This is a genomic window from Achromobacter marplatensis (assembly GCF_002209535.1).
In the GTDB taxonomy this organism is placed as follows: Bacteria; Pseudomonadota; Gammaproteobacteria; order Burkholderiales; family Burkholderiaceae_B; genus Achromobacter; species Achromobacter marplatensis.
In genome coordinates, this window is the sequence record NZ_NJIG01000007.1 from 91,383 (window position 1) to 109,236 (window position 17,854).

Sequence of the window (17,854 nt, forward strand, 5' to 3'; positions counted from 1 at the left end):
GCCATGACGACCGCATTGGACACCTTGACGGCGGGCGGCTTCAGCATCGGTCTTGAAGCCCCGCTGGACCATGACTGGACCCCCGCCGGCGAGGCGTCCCGGCGGCAGTCTGGCCGCCTGCCCGGCGAGCCGGATCTGCAGCAGCATGCGGATCTGGCGCGCCTGGCCGACCAGCTGGGCTTTCGCGCGCTGTGGGTGCGCGATGTGCCCGTGTACGACCCCAACTTCGGCGATGCCGCCCAGGTCTTCGAAATCTTCAGCTACCTGGGGTATTTGGCAGGCATCACGCGCGACATCCTGCTGGGCACGGCGGCCGTGGTGCTGCCGCTGCGCGAACCGTTGCTGACGCTCAAGTCTGCCTCCACCCTCCAGCACCTGAGCGGCAACCGCCTGCTGCTGGGGGTAGCCAGCGGCGACCGTCCGGTGGAGTACCCGCTGTTCGGCCGCGACTTCGCGTCGCGCGGCGCGGCGTTCCGCGAGCAGATCGCCTTGCTGCGCGACAACGCGCGCGCACAATTGCCGCCCGGCCTGGCCATGCTGCCCCGCCCGCCGTCCCCGCTGCCGCTGCTGGTGGCCGGGCTGGCGCAACAGACGCCGGACTGGATCGGCGCCCACCTGGACGGCTGCCTGGCGTACCCCGGCGCGCCGGACGACCATCTGCACCGCGCCGCGGCCTGGCGCCGCGTGGCCGGCGACAAGCCCTACATCAGCTTCATCCATCTGGACCTCGTTGAGGACGCCAACGCGCCGCTGCGCCGGTTCCGTTTCGGCGCACAGGCCGGCCGCCGCGCATTGATCGAAGAACTACGCGCGCTGCATGCCTCGGGCGTGCACCACATTGGCCTGCACCTGCGCCGCAACACCCGGCCGCTCGCCGAAACGCTGCGCGAAATCGCAGAAGAAGTCCTGCCCCATTTCCGTACCGAATCCCCCGAAGAGAGCCTCCATGAAGACACGCGATCCCTTGTTTGAGCCGCTGACGTTGGGTGGCCTGACGCTACCCAACCGCGTCGTGATGCCGCCTATGACGCGCTCGCGCGCCACCCAGCCGGGCGACGAAGCCAACGCGCTGATGGCGCACTACTACGCCCAGCGCGCCGGCGCCGGGCTGATCGTCAGCGAAGGCACCTATATCTCGCCCATGGGCAAGGGTTATGCGGGCACGCCGGGTCTTTGCACCCCGGCGCAGGTGGCCGGCTGGCGCTGCGTGACCGACGCTGTGCATGCCGCCGGCGGCCGCATCTTCGCGCAGCTGTGGCACGTGGGGCGCCTGAGCCACACCAGCCTGCTGGGCGGCCGCGCGCCCGTGTCCTCGTCCGCAATCCAGGCCGATGGCGTCAACGTCTTCGTCGAGAACGCCGATGGCAGCCCGAACTTTGTGCAGGCCTCCGTGCCGCGCGCGCTGTCCAAGGCCGAAATCCGCGCCATCGTCGAGGAATACGCCCAAGCCGCGCGCAACGCCATCGTTGCCGGTTTCGACGGCGTGGAACTGCATGCCGCCAACGGCTACCTGGTCAACCAGTTCCTGGATTCGCACGCCAATGCGCGCACTGACGAGTACGGCGGTTCGCTGGAGAACCGCATCCGGTTCCTGGACGAGGTGGCGCGCGCCCTGATCGACGCCGTGGGCGATCCGTCCCGCGTCGGCATCCGGCTGGCGCCGCTGACCACCCTGAACGGCTGCGTGGATGCCGACCCGGTGGCCACCTATACGGCCGCGGCAAAGCGCCTGGGCGAGATCGGCGTGGGCTACATCCACATCGCCGAGGCCGACTGGGACGATGCGCCGGACATGCCGGCGGCCTTCAAGCAGGCACTGCGCCGCGCTTACCCCGGCGTGCTGATTTACGCCGGCAAGTACACCGCCCTGCGTGCCCGCGATGCGCTGCAAGCAGGCTGGGCAGATCTGATCGCGTTTGGCCGACCTTTCGTGGCCAACCCCGATCTGCCGGAACGGCTGCGCAACGACGAACCGCTGGCCGAGCATGACCGCGCGACCCTCTTCGGCGGCGACGCCCGGGGGCTGACTGACTATCCGGCCTACCCGCACAACCAGGAGCAACCCTCATGAATATCTTCATCACTGGCGCCAGCGGCTTCATCGGCGGCGCGGTCGCGGCCACGCTGGCAAAGGCCGGCCACGCGGTCAGGGGACTGATCCGCGATCCGTCGCGCGCGGACGAGCTACACGCCTTCGGCATCGAACCCGTTGTTGGCACGCTGGACGATTCGGCGCTGCTGCAGGAAGAATCCCGTGCGGCCGATGCCGTCATCAATGCCGCCGACAGCGACCACGGCGGCGCGGTCGACGCCATGCTTGAAGCGTTGCGCGGCAGCGGCAAGCGCTTTATCCACACCAGCGGCTCCAGCCTGGTCGCCGACAACGCCTTGGGCGAACCCTCAGAGGCGCGCTTTGACGAGACCACACCCATCACGCCGGTCCCGGAAAAGGCGGCCCGCATCGCGATCAACGACCGCATCCTGGCCGCAGCACCCGGCGTGCACGGCGTGGTGCTGTGCCATAGCCTGATCTACGGCAACGCGCTGGGACCGCGCGCGCAAAGCGTGCAGATCCCGCCGCTGGTCGCGCAGGCGCAAGCCAGCGGCATCGCGCGTCACGTGGGCCGTGGCCTGAACCGCTGGTCGAACGTGCATATCGCAGACGTTGCGGCGCTCTATGTCTTGGCGCTGTCTGAGGCGCCGGCCGGCAGTTTCTACTTTGTCGAGAACGGCGAGGCGTCGTTCAGCGACCTCGTCGGCGCCATCGCCGACCGGCTTGGCCTGGGCGCGGCACAGCCCTGGCCTGCCGCCGACGCGATCGCGTGCTGGGGCAAAGACCTGGGCGCCTACGCCCTGGGTTCCAACAGCCGCGTCAGCGCCGACAAGGCGCGCAAGGAACTGGGCTGGGCGCCGCAGCACGCCAGCGTACTCGACTGGATCGAGTGCGAGATGCGGCTCTGAGCCGCCCTCGGACCGTCTGTAAACGGGGCCGGACCATTCCGCCCCCGTCTGTCTGCGTACACGACGCCAACCGGCCCAATCACGTTTCGTTGACAATCTCCTGCATACACTGCCTGCTATAAGACGCCTGCAAGCCTTTGCCGGCGCGGGCCGGACAGGAGTGGTCGAGTGATGAATGAGGGTTCGGCGGACGATCCGCCACGATGGCGTGCGAGATTGTTTATTGCGGTCCTGCTGACCGGCCTCGTGGCCGGCCTGGGCGGCATGTTGCTGGGCATGCTGCTGCACGCGGTGCAGCACCTGGCCTACGGCTACAGCCTGGATCGCATCGTCAGCCACGAGTCCTTTCTGGAGGGCGTCGAAGCCGCTGATGGCAAGCGGCGCCTGCTGGTGCTGATCGTGTGCGGGTTGATCGCTGGCATTGGCTGGTGGCTGATCTACCGCTACGGGCGCCCGCTGGTCAGCGTGACCGAGGCCGTGCGGGATCCCGCTGCCCGCATGCCCGCCAAGACGACGTTGGCGCACGCGACCCTGCAGATCGTCACCGTAGCGCTGGGCTCGCCACTGGGCCGCGAAGTCGCGCCCCGCGAAGTGGGCGCGCTGGCGGCCAGCCGGCTGTCGACGCTGCTGTGCCTGCCGCCCGATCAGCATCCCCTGATTGTGGCCTGCGGCGCGGGCGCGGGCCTGGCCGCCGTCTACAACGTGCCGCTGGGCGCCGCGCTCTTCGTGCTGGAAGTGCTGCTCGGCACTTTCGCGTGGCCCGCCGCCACCGCCGCGCTGGCTGCCAGCTGCATTGGCGCCGTCGTGGCCTGGATCGGCCTGGGCGACGAGATCCAGTACGCCCTGCCCGCCATAACGGTCAACGCGGGGCTTATCGCTTGGTCGGTGCTGGCGGGCCCGGTATTCGGCCTTGCGGCCTATGGCTTCGTCCGGCTGACGTCGGCCGCCCGGCGCCATGCCGCGCGCGGCTGGCGCCTGCCCGTGGCGGCGCTCATCAACTTCACCCTAATCGGCTGCCTGGCCATCGCGCTGCCGGCGCTGCTGGGCAACGGCAAGGGCGCCGCCCAATTGGGCTTCAGCAATGAACTGACCATCGGGATGGCGGCCACGCTGCTGGTATTGAAAGTCGCCATCACCAGCAGCTCGCTGCGCGCCGGGGCCTCGGGCGGGCTGCTGACGCCGGGCATCGCCATCGGCGCGCTGCTGGCCGTCGTCCTGGGCGGGCTGTGGAGCCTGGCCTGGCCGGGCGCGCCGCTCGGCGCCTACGCCGTCGTCGGTGCGGCGGCGTTCCTCGCGTCCTCCATGAGCATGCCGCTGACGGCCATCGTGCTGATCGCCGAATTCACGCGTGTCGATCAGGGTTTTCTGGTGCCGATCATCCTGGCTGTGGCAGGCTCTACGGCAGCGCACCATTTTTTATCGTCCCGCGCCGCCCGATCCCCGGCGGCCGCCCAGCGGACAACGCGCAGCACCCCTTAAGAGATTAATCATGAAATCACGCAACCTGACCGGTATCCATCGTTACGACGCGCCCGCAGGCGGCTGGGGCGCGCTCAAGGCGACCGCCCAGGCGGTGGCCGACCAGATGCGCCTGGCCGAAGCGCCCGTGCTGCTGTTGCGCACCAACAAGCCCGACGGCTTCGATTGCCCCGGCTGCGCGTGGCCCGACAAGGCCCACACGTCCACCTTCCAGTTCTGTGAGAACGGCGCGAAAGCGGTCACGTGGGAAGCCACCAAAAAGCGCGTCACGCCGGAATTCTTCGCCGCGCATACGGTGACCGAGTTGCAGACCTGGTCGGACCACGACCTGGAAGACGCCGGCCGCCTGACGCACCCGCTGATCTACGACGCCGCCAGCGACACCTACCGGCCCATCGAATGGGACGCCGCGTTCGCGCGCATCGGCAGCGCCATGGCCAGCGTGCCCGAACCCGACATGGTCGAGTTCTACACGTCGGGCCGCGCCTCGAACGAAGCGGCCTTCCTGTTCAGCCTGTACGCGCGCGAATTCGGCACCAACAACTTCCCGGACTGCTCGAACATGTGCCACGAGGCCACGAGCGTCGGGTTGCCGCAGACGATCGGCATCGGCAAGGGCACGGTGTCGCTGGACGACTTCGACGCCTGCGACCTGATCATTTCGATGGGACACAACCCCGGCACCAACCATCCGCGCATGATGGGCACCTTGCACGAATGCGCGCGCCGCGGCGTGCCCATCATCGTGTTCAACCCCTTGCGCGAACGGGCGCTCGAGCGTTTCGCCGACCCGCAGAACGCCATTGAAATGGGCACCCTGGGTTCCACGCGCATCGCGTCCACCTATTACCAGGTGAGGGTCGGCGGCGACGCGGCCGCGCTCAAAGGCATCATGAAAGCGCTGCTGGCGGCCGACCGCCGCGCGCCCGGCGCCATTGACCACGCGTTCATCGCCGAACACACGAACGGCTTTGACGCCTACATCGAAGACCTGGACAACACCGCATGGGCCGACATCGAACAGGCCTGCGGCCTGACGCAGGCCGACCTTGAACAGGTTGCCGCGGCCTACGCCAGGTCCAAGGCCGCCATCGTCACCTATGGCATGGGCATCACCCAACATGCGCGCGGCACGCAGAACGTGCAGCAGATCGCCGCGCTGCTGCTGATGCGCGGCAATTTCGGCCGGCCCGGCGCCGGCATCTGCCCCCTGCGCGGGCACTCCAACGTGCAAGGCAACCGGACCGTCGGCATTACCGAGAAGATCGATCCGGTGATGTTCGACAACATCGAAAAGACCTTCGGCTTCCGCCCGCCCGAACGCCACGGGCACGACGCGGTCGACGCCATGAAAGCGATGGTCAGCGGCTACACCCGCGTGCTGATCTGCCTGGGCGGCAACCTGGCGATGGCCTTGTCCGACACCGAGCAATGCGAAGCCGGCATGCGCCGGCTGGAACTTGCGGTGCACATGAACACCAAGCTGAACCGGTCGCACCTGATGATCGGGCGCGACGCGATCATCCTGCCGGTGCTGGGCCGCACCGAAAGCGACGTCCAGGCCACCGGCGCCCAGTCGGTCACGGTGGAGGACTCCATGTCCATGGTGCATGCTTCGCGCGGCAAGCTGGCGCCGGCCTCCGAACACCTGCGCTCGGAGCCCGCCATCATCGCGGGCATGGCCGCCGCCACGCTGCCCAACACGCGCGTCCAATGGCATTACCTGGTCGAAGACTACGGCCGCATCCGCGACCTGATCGAAAAGGTCTATCCCGATTTCCAGGGATACAACGAACGCATCCTGAAGCCGGGTGGTTTCCGCCTGCCCTTGCCGCCCACCGAACGCATCTGGAAAACGAAGTCGGGCAAGGCCGAATTCCTGCCCTTCAAGGGGTTGCAGGAAGACCCCGGCGCCGTCGAATCGGGCAGCCTGAAACTGACGACGCTGCGCAGCCACGACCAGTACAACACCACCATCTATGGCCTGGACGACCGCTACCGCGGCGTGTTCGGCCGGCGCGACGTGCTGTTCATGAATGCCGCCGACCTGGCGCGGCACGGCCTGGAGCATGGCGATGCGGTCGACATCAGCACCGGCCTGCCCGGCGAATCCCATCGCCGCCTGCGGCTCACCGCCATTGCCTACGACATCGCTCCTGGATCGGTCGGCGCGTACTACCCCGAGGCCAACAATCTTTGCCCGCTGGACTATCAGGACAAGCAAAGCGGCACGCCCAGCTACAAGTCCATCCCGGTCGTGATCAGGAAGGCCGCCTAGCGCGCGCGGAGCTCGGGGATTACCTGAGCTCCAGCGTCGCCCCGATCACGCGCAAGGTCGGCATCAGTTGCCGCCAGGCGTCCTTGCCGATGGCGGCGGGGCGCTTGAGCTCGGCGGCGGCCGGGTCGTTCAGCAAATCGCCCTTGCAGGCGAAGACGATGCTGTTGGTCATGTCGTCGTCCACCACTTCGAACATCGCAGACCCGAAGGCCGCGCGCACGCGGTCCAGGTAGTCATGGTGCATCGGGTGATTGACGTGGAAGTTGATGACCAGGATGCCGTCATCGCGCAACGCCCGGTGGCAATCTGCATAGAACGCCTCGGAGCACAGCGCATCGGGAATGCCACCCACGCCGAAGCCGTCCAGGAAGATCACGTCGGCGTGGTCCGACAGGCCACGCAGATGCGCCGCCGCATCGGCCTGGATCACCGAAAATCGTGCATCGTCCTGCGGCACCATGAAGGTGTCGCGCAACGCGATGACCGCCGGATCGATCTCGACCACTTCGATCGCCGCCCGGGGCAGATGCCGATAGCAGAACTTCGGCAGCGATCCGCCGCCCAGGCCCACCATCAGGATGCGGCCAGGCTCGGGGTTGAACAGCACGAAGCCCATCATCATCCGCGTGTACTCCAGCTCCAGCGCATCGGGATTGAGCACGGACATGCTGCTCTGGATTTCCTTCTGCGTGAAATGCAGCGTGCGGCGGGTGCCGTGGTTCTGGACGAATGGCCTGTGGATGGCCGCCGGCGCGTCTGGGTGCTGGGCGTCGGCGGAATGCGAAGTATCGGACATGGGCAGGGCGGGTAGAGAAAACAGGCACAAGATACCACCCGGTGCGGGGCAGGGGTCCAGCACGCGTGACAGGCGGCCGGCCGGCACTCGTCATACAGGATGGTTGATTCGTCATCTTGGCCTTGTCCGGCAAGCGCCGAACGGCGATTTTCTTATCTGCCCCGTTTCCACGTCGACGCGCCGCCATGACCTCGCTGCAAGATCTCCCGAAGCCGGGCCGCCACGGCCTCCGGTTCCCCTGGCTTGCCGTCCTGTTGCAGGCCGGACTATCGACGCTATATGTGTTCGGCCGGCCGGGCTACGCCCAGTCGGAGCCGCTGTCCTACGTCAACCGCGGCGCGGACGGCACCTGCTGCTCTAGCGGCGGTTACCCGAACAACGGCCACGACGGCCAATGGGCCCCCTCGGACTTCGTCCACCAGGACAGCAACCAGCGCATCAACGCGACGGCGCCCGGCCAGACCGGCATCCTTATCGATGTCAGCGGCGGCCGTGGCGGCAACGGACGGGATTCCGACCCGAATCATTGGGGCGGCAACGGCGGTGGCGGGCGGATCATCGATTACACCCTGGCGACCAGTTCCGTCACCGCCACCGGCCGCGGCATCGACCTGTATTCGGCCGGCGGCAGCGGCGGCCTGTGGGGCAATGCCGACGGGCCGAACGGCGGCTATGGCATCGGCGGCGACGGCCACCGCGCTGGGGTCACGCTGAACAACGCCACCGTCATCGGCACCGGCTTCGGCGTCGCCGTCCAATCCTGGGGCGGCGCGGGGTCCGACAGCGGGATCGTCGGCGGGTTCGGCGGCGCGGACAACGCCGGCCACGGCGGCAGCGCGGGCGACGCGTACGTGACCTTGCAGGGCAGCACATCGATCACCGCACGCGGCCCCGGGCCCGACGACGTCAGCGCGGCCGTCGGCCTGATCTCGTCGGGCGGCAGCGGTGGCACCGGTTCGCGCAGCGGCGACTTCGGGGGGCACGTCAATGCCGGACGGGGCGGGGACGCGTCGACCATCACGTTCGTATCGTCGGCGGGGTCATCGGTCACCGGCCAGGGCGATGGCGTGTATGGCGTGATCGCCCGTTCCATCGGCGGCAATGCGTCGACTGCGAACGAGGTCAATACGCAAGCCGCGGCGGGCGGCAACGCCGGCCAGGTCAACATCACCAACGGCGGCACGATCACCACGACCGGCAACCGCGGAATCGGCGTCTACGCGCTGACGCAAGGCGGCAATGGCGGCAACGGCGGTGACGGATCGTGGGCAGGCGGCCACAACGGCGCCGCGGGCGGCACGCCTGGCGCCATCACCATCACCAATACCGGAACGATCACAACGGGCGCGACCGGCACCGTCGGTGCAAAAGGCATCGTGGCCAGCGTGCTGGGCGGCGAGGGCGGGCCTGGCGGTGCCAGCGGCACCTTCGGCCCGGGCGGCAACGGCGGCGCAGGCGCTGTCGCCGGCCAGGCGATCACCATCGCCAACGCGGGGACCATCAGCACCTTCGGCAACGACGCCGCGGCCGTCGTCGCCAATAGCGCGGGCGGCGGCGGCGGGATGGCGTCGTCCAGCAACGGCATCATCGGCGTGGGCGGTGGCCATGGCGGGGCGGGCGGCGCTGGCGGCGGCGTGGCAATGACGAATACCGGTGACATCGACACGTCCGGCGACCACAGCGCCGCCGTGATCCTGCAGAGCATCGGCGGCGGCGGCGGCATTGGCGGTGACGCCAACGCCACCGGCGTCATCGCCACCGTCGCGATCGGCGGCACGGGCGGCGCAGCCGGCAACGGCGGCCTGATCCAGTTCTCGTCGCAAGGCAAGATCCTGACGCGCGCGGCCAATGCCGCCGGCGTCGTCCTCCAGAGCATCGGTGGCGGCGGCGGCAGCGGCGGGTCGGCCAATGCCGTGGGCGTAGGCGTCGGGCTGAACGTGACGGTGGCGACCGGCGGCCAGGGCGGCAATGGCGGTTCTGCGGGCACCGTGTCGTTCACGCAGGCAAGCCAGGGCGCCATCACGACGCTGGGCGCGCAGAGCAACGGCGTGCTGGCACAAAGCATCGGTGGTGGCGGCGGCAACGGCGGGGTGGCCAACTCCCGCGCCATCACGATCGCACCGCAGGTGGGCGACAACCCCAGCGGCACCGTCACGCTGACGGTCTCCAACGGTGGCGCAGGGCAAGGAGCGGGCAACGGCGGCACGGTCGTCTTCGCCAACGATGGGACGATCAGCACAGCCGCCGCGCAGAGCAACGGCGTGGTGGCGCAAAGCATCGGCGGCAGCGGCGGCAACGGCGGCGGCGTCCTGGCGCCCGTCAAGACACCGACCATCGGCAACTCGCTGATCGACCTGCAGTTAAGCGTGCGGCATGGCGCCCAAGGCGGCAAGGGCGGCAATGGCGGCTGGGTGAATGCGGGCAATTCCGGCACCGGCACCCTCTCCACGCTGGGCACGGGCTCAGCCGGCATCGTGGCGCAGAGCATTGGCGGTGGCGGCGGCAACGGCGGCATCGTCCAGGCACAAGACGCCAATTCCTTCAACGACATCCTGGGTTCGCCCGCCAACCTGGCCGGCCTGCTGGACAAGGCGGCCAGCTGGCTGGAAAGCGGTCCGCAAGTGGCGTTCAGCAAAGCCGTCAGCCTGTCCGTGGGCGTGACGACCGGCGGCAATGGCGGCGACGGCGGGGCGGCAAACGCCTTCACCGTCCGCAATGACGGCGCCATTACGACGAAGGGCGATCATGCGCCCGGCATCCTTGCGCAGAGTATCGGCGGCGGCGGCGGCAACGCCGGCATGATCGATTCGGCCGGGGCATCCAGCCTGCTATCCAGTATCGACGCCCTGATCAAAGCCGCCGAATCGGGTGTGCAGAACGTCTTCACCGTTGCGCTCCCGCAAACCAATATCACCCACCAAACCGGCGGCAGCGGCGGCGTCGGTGGCTCGGGCGGCGGCTCGGCGTCCAGCCCGAGCCTCGTCGTGAACACCGGAACGGTCGCCACGCAAGGCAAGGGGTCAGCGGGCATCGTGGCGCAGAGCATCGGCGGCGGCGGTGGCCGCAGCACGGCCAGCGGACAGGACCTGCAAGCGGTCGTCTCCGCCGCGGCTGGCGACACCAGCCCCGAGATCATCGACAAGATCACGCGCATCATCAATATCCTGGGCACCAAAGGCGGCTCCCTGCTGGGCTCCCTCATCAATGTGCGCAATGGCGGCCTGGACGGCGCGAACGGCGCGGGCGGCGTGGTCACGGTCGACGCCAGCGCCTCGACCAGCCGGATCACCACGCAAGGCGTCCAGGCGCCCGGCATCCTGGCCCAGAGCGTGGGCGGGGGTGGCGGCCTATCAGTCGTCGACCAGCCGCTTTTCCTGTCCAGCGCCACCACCGCGACGATGGCGTTGGGGGTGGCGGGCGACCAAGGCCAAGGCGCCCAGCTGAGCATGGGCGGCGCCGTCAACGTCATCCATGGCGGCACGCTGGGCACCAACGCGGCGGGCTCCGCCGGGATCATCGCGCAAAGTGTCGGCGGCGGCGGCGGCCTGGGCGCACTTTCCCTGCGCAATGCCAGTCAGGCCGTGATGACGCAGACCGCCACGCTGGCGATCACGCTTGGCAGCGAGCATCCGACGAACGGCTTCGGAGGATCGAACTTCTCGCTGGTGCCGGGCGGCGCCGTGAACGTCGCCAACAACACCGGCCGCATCGTGACCCAAGGGGCGTTCTCGCCGGGGATACTGGCGCAAAGCGTGGGCGGCGGCGGCGGGGTGGCCACGGTGTCGTCCGGCGCGTCGCTCGGCAGTGTCGACATTCAGCTGGGCAGCATCGCGACCAATACCTTCGGCCCCACGCCTACCACGGTCACCGGTGATGGCGGCAACGTCACCGTCGCCAACACCGGGGGCAGCATCGCCACCTACGGTGCCCTGTCCTTCGGCGTGCTGGCGCAGAGCATCGGCGGCGGCGGCGGCCTGGTCACGATCGACAACGGCGTCACGCCAGTGGCAAACGCCGCGAACGTCACCTTCGGCGCAAACTCGCCGATGCGTGGCGCCGCCGGCACGGTCACCGTCACGCAAGACGTCGGCGGCAGCCTGTTCACGGCCGGCACGAATTCGCACGGCATCGTGGCGCAAAGCGTGGGCGGCGGCGGCGGCATCGCTGGGTTGGCCACCCAGCCCGGTCTGACGACGCTAAAGCCTGTGGCGTCTTCCACCGAAGACGGCGACGGCAACACCGTCAACCTGAGCATCCAAGGCACTGTCGCAACGTCGGGCAATGGCGCCGCCGGCATTCTGGCGCAAAGCGTGGGTGGCGGCGGCGGCTTGGCCGGCGACCAGTCCTCGGCGCTTTACACGACCAGCCTCATCCAGAGCGCCGGACTCACTGGCGGCATCGGCGTCGGCAGTGCCGTCAACGTGACCATCGGCACAGGAGGCACCGTCCAGACCGCCGGCGCCAACGCACCCGCGATCCTGGCCATGAGCGTGGGCGGCGGCGGCGTCTTCAAGGACGGCACGCTCTACCAATACAGCACGCCCAACAACGCCGTGACGTACGGCGGACCGGTAACCATCGATATCGGCCAGGCCGCGCACGTGATCACGACAGGCGCCAATTCGCCCGCCATCGTGGCCATCAGCAATGGCGCAAACGGCGGCGGCCGCCCGATTGCGGTCAACGTGGGTCCGAGCGCGCTGCTCAGCGCCAACAGCACGTCCGGGACGGCCATTCTTGCCGTCGCCCCGTTGGCCAGCACCAGCATCACCAATGCCGGCACCATCCAGGCCAAGACCGCTATCGACACCTCGGGCCAGACCACCGTCAACAACACGGGAACCGTGGCGGGCGATGTGGTGATGGGCAGCGGCAGCACGTTCAACAACCAGGCCGGCGCCAGCCTGTACAGCGGCGCGCGCTTGCAGGGCGACTTGAACAACGCCGGCATCCTGAACCCGGGCGGGCCGGGCACCTATACCGCGACACGCCTAACCGGCACGCTGAACAACACGGGCACCTACCGGCCAGACCTGGACTTTGGCGACCACAACAGCGATTTCATTTCCGTGTCGGGCGCATCGACCTTCGCAGGCATCGTCAAGCCGGTGTTGCGCAACCCCGTGAAGAACGTCTGGCTGGGCATCGGCCATTTCGATGCGCCGCAAACCAGCATCCCGGCCACCGCCAGCGACAGCCCGCTGTTCCAGTATGCAATCAAGAACAACGGCGCCGGCGCCTTGCGTGACCCGCTGATTTCCGTCGACGCCAATTTCACGCCGTCGGCGCTGCCGATCAGCGCAGACCGCATCAGCATCGCGAACTCGCTGCAAGGGCTGTGGAACCAGGGCAATAGAAGCACCGCGTCCCTGTTCGACAAATTCACCGGCATCCAGACGGCCGAACAATACCGCGACGCGCTGAACGGCGTCGCGCACGACGGGCAATTCGCCCGCGCCTCCAATCAGATGCATGCGTCGTACGCCTCGATGAACCGCATGATGAGCTGCCCGGGCTTTGTCGGCGAAAGCACGATCCTGCGCGAAGGCAATTGCGTGTGGTCACGCCTGGACACGAACTGGACGCAACGCGAAGGCACGTCGAATGACCAGGGGTACCGCATCCGGCAGACGGCACTGACCCTTGGCGCACAGCGCGAGGTCGCCACCAACTGGTTCCTGGGGGGATCGCTCAGCTATACCTACGGCAAGACCACGTCGTCCTCCGACCTGTCCGGCAACAGCGACACCTTTGCCGGCGGCTTGGCCCTGAAGTACAACAACGCGCCGTGGCAGATCGCGCTTGCCGTGCATGGCGGCGTCGAGAAAAGCAGAATGTCGCGCGGTACGCTGGACGGCGTGGCCAAGAGCAAGCCCGATTCGTCCTTTCTTGCGGCGCGGTGGCGCACTGCCTATGAATTCAGCCAGCCGTCCTGGTACCTGCGCCCGTACGTGGATGTGGACGTAAACCACATTCGCCAGGACGGCTATCGGGAACAAGGCCCCAGCGTATTCAACCTGAAGGTACGCGGCAACGACACGACGTCGCTCATGGTCTCACCCATGATCGAAATCGGCGGGCGCCATGACCTGGACAACGGCGCGACCTTGCGATCCTATGCGGCCGCCGGGATGAGCTTTTTGAGTGGCGGCGACGTGGTGACGACCATGCAGCTAAGCGGGTTCAACACGACGCCGTTCTCGTTGAAGTCCGGCATGCCGAAAACCTACGGCAACCTGTCGGCCGGCCTGGAATACGTCACGCCCAAGGGCATGGAACTGAAGACGGAATACGCGCTGCGCGGCAACGGGCAATACCGTGACCAGTCGCTGACGCTGCGCGCCGCCTACCGCTTTTGAGCGGACGGCAGGCGGGGCCGCAGCTACTTTCGGGTCCAGCGCCCCAAGCCATTGTCGTCGTAGAACTTGATGTCGAACCCGCTGGCCTTGCCCTGATCCGTCTTGAAGACGATGGACGCCAGCGAGTCGACCAGATCCGCCTCGCCTGCCGGCGCGAAGGCGAAGGTATCGCCATCCCAGTGCTTGACCGGAAAACGCATGCCCTTGGGGCCCAGCACCAGGACCAGGCCGCCATCGGCTTGCTGGATGTCGGCGGCGCCGTAGTACGGGTTTTCGAAGCGGCCCACGTACGCCGTCAATACCTTCGCCGGCGCAGGCTTGGCGGGCCTGGCCTGCGCGGAAAGATCCGCTTGCGGTTCGAAGAAACCCTTCATCGCGCCGTTATAGGCCGCGAACCAGTCGCGCGTCGGCTTGCCGTACAACGCCGTGTCGATGAACGACGCCGCCACGGACTCGGCCGCGCCCACGGGCGCGCCGTTCGTCAGCACCACGATGCCGATGCCGGCGGACGGCACGATCCTGAACGTCGTGCCCGTGCCCATCAGGAAGGCGCCCGAATGCCCCATGGACGGCCTCCCGCCCAACTCGGTATTGACGTTGAAGCCATAGCCGTAAAAACCGGAACGCGAATTCAGGTCGTGCGCCCGCGCGGAAAACGCCTGGGCGGTCAGCGCGGGCAGCAGGGCGCCGGCGGCGATCATCGGCTTGCCTTGATACTGGCCATCGGCAAGCAGCAGCTTGATCCATTGCGCCATATCGACCACCGTCGATGACGCGCCGCCGGCGGGCGCCTGTTGATCTGCGTCGCGCTGCCCCAGGGGCACGAACACGCCCTTCTGGTAGCCGTGCAGCACTGCGCGGTTGTCGCGCGCCATGAAATCGCTGAACCGATAGCTCGTCGCCGTCATCCCCAGCGGTTTGAACAGCAAATCATCGGCCAGTCCGTCCCAGGGGCGGCCCGCGGCGCGTGCCACGGCCTCGGCGCCGATCGTCGTGCTGAAGTTCGCGTAGTGATAGGACGTCCGGAAGGCGTCCAGCGGCAACAGGCGCAGGCGGGCAATGACGTCGCTGCGCGTAAAGCCCAGGTCTTCAAGGTCGTCGCCGGCCGTGCCCGGCAAACCGGATCGATGCGCGAAGAAATCCCCGATGGTGGCGTGCTCCGACACATAGGCATTGCTCAGCCTGAAGTCCGGCAGATACCGCGCGACCGGGGCGTCCCAGGCCACGGTGCCTTTGGACACTTCAATCGCCGCCACCGTCGCCGACAGCGACTTGGAGATCGAGGCGATCTGGAACACGGTCTGCGCATCCACGGGCGCATCCTTGCCCGCCTCGCGCGTGCCGTAGCCTTGCGCCAGCACCGTCTTGCCGTCGATGACCACGGCGACGGCCAGGCCGGGCACCTGGCTGCGCTTCATGATGTCTTCGACGATGCGCGGCAGGTCTTCGACCGCGCGCTCCTTGCTGCCCTTCGGGATCGCGACGGCGTCGGCCGGCGGATTGGGCGCGCTTTCAATGGCCACCGGCTGCGACCACGCCGTCATGGATGCGCCAAGCGCCAGAACGCATGCGCCGGCAATAAGTGATGGTTTGCTTGTCATGGTTCCCTCAGAATCCCGCTTGATAAGCGATGCGAAAAACACCCTGGTTGATGCGTGTGGTCTGGTCGCGCTGATGCGTCAACCCCGCCTGCACGATGAAGCCGATCGGCGTCACGTAGGTGACCGCGCCTGAAAGCGCCCAATCCACGTCATCCTTGAGCCCGAACTGCGCCAGCTTCTGTTCGCTGCCCGATAGCTTGCGCACGGCGGCGGTCGCGGTCAGCTGCCAGCGGTCGCGCGAAAACGACAGCGACGTCACGCCATTGCCGTTGGACACCGGCGCGCCCCGGAAGGCGCTGGAAAACGTCGCCTCGTTGAACCAGCCGAGGTTCCACGAATTGCCCAGGGGCGCGTCGTAGCGCAGCCGTGCAGACACCGTGTTGGCGCTTTCGCCCTGGTTCGGGTCGAGGTGCAGGCGGCCGGCATCTACCCCGCCCGACAAGCGCTCCAGCCCGGGCAGATCACGAAAATCGTATGACAGGATGAACGACTTCATCTGGTCGCTGAACGCGGGCGGCTGGTCCGGCCGGATGAAACCATCGTCCAGGCTCAGCCGGTGGTTCAAGCCGGTGTCGTCGCGCTTGAACAGCACTGCGGCGACCGAGTGCGTTCCCTGGCCTGCCGTATCGAAGGTGTAGCGTCCGCCCACGCCGATCGATCCGCGGAACTCCGAGTTCTCGTTGAAGCCGCTATACAGGCCATCAATGACGTGCCAGGCGTCGCCGAAGCCCAGGTCCATCTTCCCGCCATACAGCGCGTAGTTGTCGGCGGTGTAGGCGGCAAACAGGTTGTCCAGGTCCGCGCCCAGGTCGGAAAACGCGTTGTCTTTCGTTTCGTTGGTCGACGAGTTGAACGTCGCCTTCGTGCGGATCGAGAATTCGCGCGTCAGCTGCAAGACCAGCGCGGCTTCCGCCGTCGGCTGCACGCTGCTCCAATGCGAGCGCGGAATCTGCCCGTTGTCGTCCTTGATCCCGAAGAAACCGGTATACCCCGTCATCAGCAGAAAACGGCCGTTCAAACGGGGATACGTGTCTTGCCCGTCGCCCAATTCGCTATAGGGAGTAAGGAAGATCTCCGTCTTGAAAATGTCCCTGGCCTCTTGCGCCGACGCGCCCTGCACGACGCATGCCGCCAAGATCGCAGCGCTGCAGAGCGATAGTCCGATACGCTTGCCCATGGCCGTCCACAAGCCTGACCCGATCACCGCGCCAGCTCGGCCGCCAGTTCGCGTACCTGGGAATGGATGTTGCCGAACATCGCAAAGTTCACGCGGCTGGCCACGACAAACACGCCCAGGTCACGGTTCGGCGACAACACGGCATAGCTCATGAAGCCGCCCAGCCCGCCGCTCTTGCCCAGCAGCAGCGGCGAGCCGTTGCGCGGCAGCGTCACCACCCAGCCCAGTCCCATGCCGTCGGCGTCCGTCACTTCGGTGCCCACGACGGACTTCAGCCCGTCATACGGCAGCCACATCACGTGGTCCAGCGCGAACGCCTCCTGCGCCTGCTTGGCGCCGTCCAGATGCCAACGCATCCAGCGCGCCATGTCCGAGGCTGTGGAATAGATGCCCGCGCTCGCGTACATCACGTCGGGCACCGTGGCGTTCGGGTCCGGCTTGCCGAACGGGTCCAGGCCCGTCATCAGCCGCTTCTTTTGCGCGTCGTTCAGCACATTGGTGGTATCGGCCAGGCCCGCAGGCTTGATGACCTCGTTGGCCAGCACCGTCGAATAGTCTGCTCCCCCCGCCTTCGCCAGCGCATCGCCCAGCAGGCCAAAGCCCAGGTTCGAATAGAGCGTGGTGGTGCCGGGCACGTAGGCCGGCTTATTGCCGCCGATCCATTTCCAGTAATAGGCGCGATCGAAGGCAGCGAAAGGGTTGTCGGACGGCTTGGCGTCCGGGTCGGGCAATTCGCGCGGCAGGCCGGCCGAATGCGTGGCCAGGTCCAGCAGCGTGATCGGGCGGCCATTCGTCTCGACGCGGGCATTGTCGGGCGCGTATTTCGCCAGCGGATCGGTCAGCTTCAGCTTGCCCTTGGCGGCCAGCGAGGCCAGCACGTCTGCGGCGAAGACCTTCGACACCGACGCGATCCTGAAGATGGAATTCGCGTTCGGTTCGACGCCATTGCCAGGCGCCGTCTCGCCATACCCCTGGATCACGATCTGGTCGCCGCGCACCACGGCGATGATCACGGCGGGTGCGCCCGAGTTCAGGTAAAGCTGCATGCCGGCCATGGACACGGCGTCCTGCAGGGCCAGGTCGGTCGCCCGCGCCGGGGACGCGCCCAGCATGCAGGCAGCCGACAACGCCAGAAGGGTAAAGCGGGAAAAAAGGCGGGACGCCAGCATGCCGGTTCTCTCAGGGTGGCTCGCGGAACGGGGA

General features: G+C 67.6%; 10 protein-coding genes. 6 read left to right on the forward strand and 4 right to left on the reverse strand.

What is annotated here, in order from left to right; translation table 11 throughout:
- Window positions 1–3 precede the first annotated feature (3 nt).
- The 5 genes from CEY09_RS17845 (at window position 4) to CEY09_RS17865 (ending at window position 6,718) form a co-directional block, all read left to right on the forward strand.
- Window positions 4–972 (forward strand): TIGR03571 family LLM class oxidoreductase, encoded by a 969-nt coding sequence (locus CEY09_RS17845; RefSeq protein ID WP_088589688.1) that lies wholly within the window; start codon window positions 4–6, stop codon window positions 970–972.
- The gene (locus CEY09_RS17850; RefSeq protein ID WP_088589689.1) at window positions 947–2,071 is read left to right on the forward strand and encodes an alkene reductase; all 1,125 of its coding nucleotides are present in this window, start codon (window positions 947–949) and stop codon (window positions 2,069–2,071) included. The genes CEY09_RS17845 and CEY09_RS17850 overlap by 26 nt, the downstream gene beginning before the upstream one ends.
- Window positions 2,068–2,961 carry an NAD-dependent epimerase/dehydratase family protein gene (locus tag CEY09_RS17855; RefSeq protein WP_088589690.1) on the forward strand — a complete coding sequence of 298 codons (894 nt, stop codon included), beginning with the start codon at window positions 2,068–2,070 and terminating at the stop codon, window positions 2,959–2,961. The genes CEY09_RS17850 and CEY09_RS17855 overlap by 4 nt, the downstream gene beginning before the upstream one ends.
- Window positions 2,962–3,132: 171 nt before the next feature.
- The gene (locus CEY09_RS17860) at window positions 3,133–4,440 is read left to right on the forward strand and encodes a chloride channel protein (protein WP_088589691.1); all 1,308 of its coding nucleotides are present in this window, start codon (window positions 3,133–3,135) and stop codon (window positions 4,438–4,440) included.
- Window positions 4,441–4,447: 7 nt separating this feature from the next.
- Window positions 4,448–6,718, forward strand: coding sequence for an FdhF/YdeP family oxidoreductase (locus tag CEY09_RS17865; protein ID WP_088589917.1), 2,271 nt, complete (start codon window positions 4,448–4,450; stop codon window positions 6,716–6,718).
- A 19-nt stretch (window positions 6,719–6,737) separates the two neighbouring features.
- Here CEY09_RS17865 and CEY09_RS17870 read toward each other — a convergent pair whose 3' ends face one another.
- Window positions 6,738–7,514 carry a fused MFS/spermidine synthase gene (locus CEY09_RS17870; RefSeq protein ID WP_088589692.1) on the reverse strand — a complete coding sequence of 259 codons (777 nt, stop codon included), beginning with the start codon at window positions 7,512–7,514 and terminating at the stop codon, window positions 6,738–6,740.
- 185 nt (window positions 7,515–7,699) lie between these two features.
- On the opposite strand from CEY09_RS17870, the gene CEY09_RS17875 reads away from it, so the two are divergent.
- A complete protein-coding gene (locus CEY09_RS17875; RefSeq protein ID WP_088589693.1) occupies window positions 7,700–13,873 on the forward strand; it encodes an autotransporter outer membrane beta-barrel domain-containing protein in 6,174 nt (2,057 codons plus the stop codon).
- Between the two features lie 23 nt (window positions 13,874–13,896).
- Here the strand turns inward: CEY09_RS17875 and CEY09_RS17880 are convergent, their stop codons facing one another.
- From CEY09_RS17880 to ampH, 3 genes are all read right to left on the reverse strand, one after another.
- Window positions 13,897–15,417 carry a serine hydrolase gene (locus tag CEY09_RS17880; RefSeq protein ID WP_234818337.1) on the reverse strand — a complete coding sequence of 507 codons (1,521 nt, stop codon included), beginning with the start codon at window positions 15,415–15,417 and terminating at the stop codon, window positions 13,897–13,899.
- Window positions 15,418–15,481: 64 nt separating this feature from the next.
- Window positions 15,482–16,651, reverse strand: coding sequence for a hypothetical protein (locus CEY09_RS17885; RefSeq protein ID WP_088589695.1), 1,170 nt, complete (start codon window positions 16,649–16,651; stop codon window positions 15,482–15,484).
- 23 nt (window positions 16,652–16,674) lie between these two features.
- On the reverse strand, window positions 16,675–17,820 hold the full coding sequence (gene ampH / locus CEY09_RS17890; RefSeq protein ID WP_088589696.1) for a D-alanyl-D-alanine-carboxypeptidase/endopeptidase AmpH: 1,146 nt from the start codon (window positions 17,818–17,820) through the stop codon (window positions 16,675–16,677).
- Window positions 17,821–17,854 lie beyond the last annotated feature (34 nt).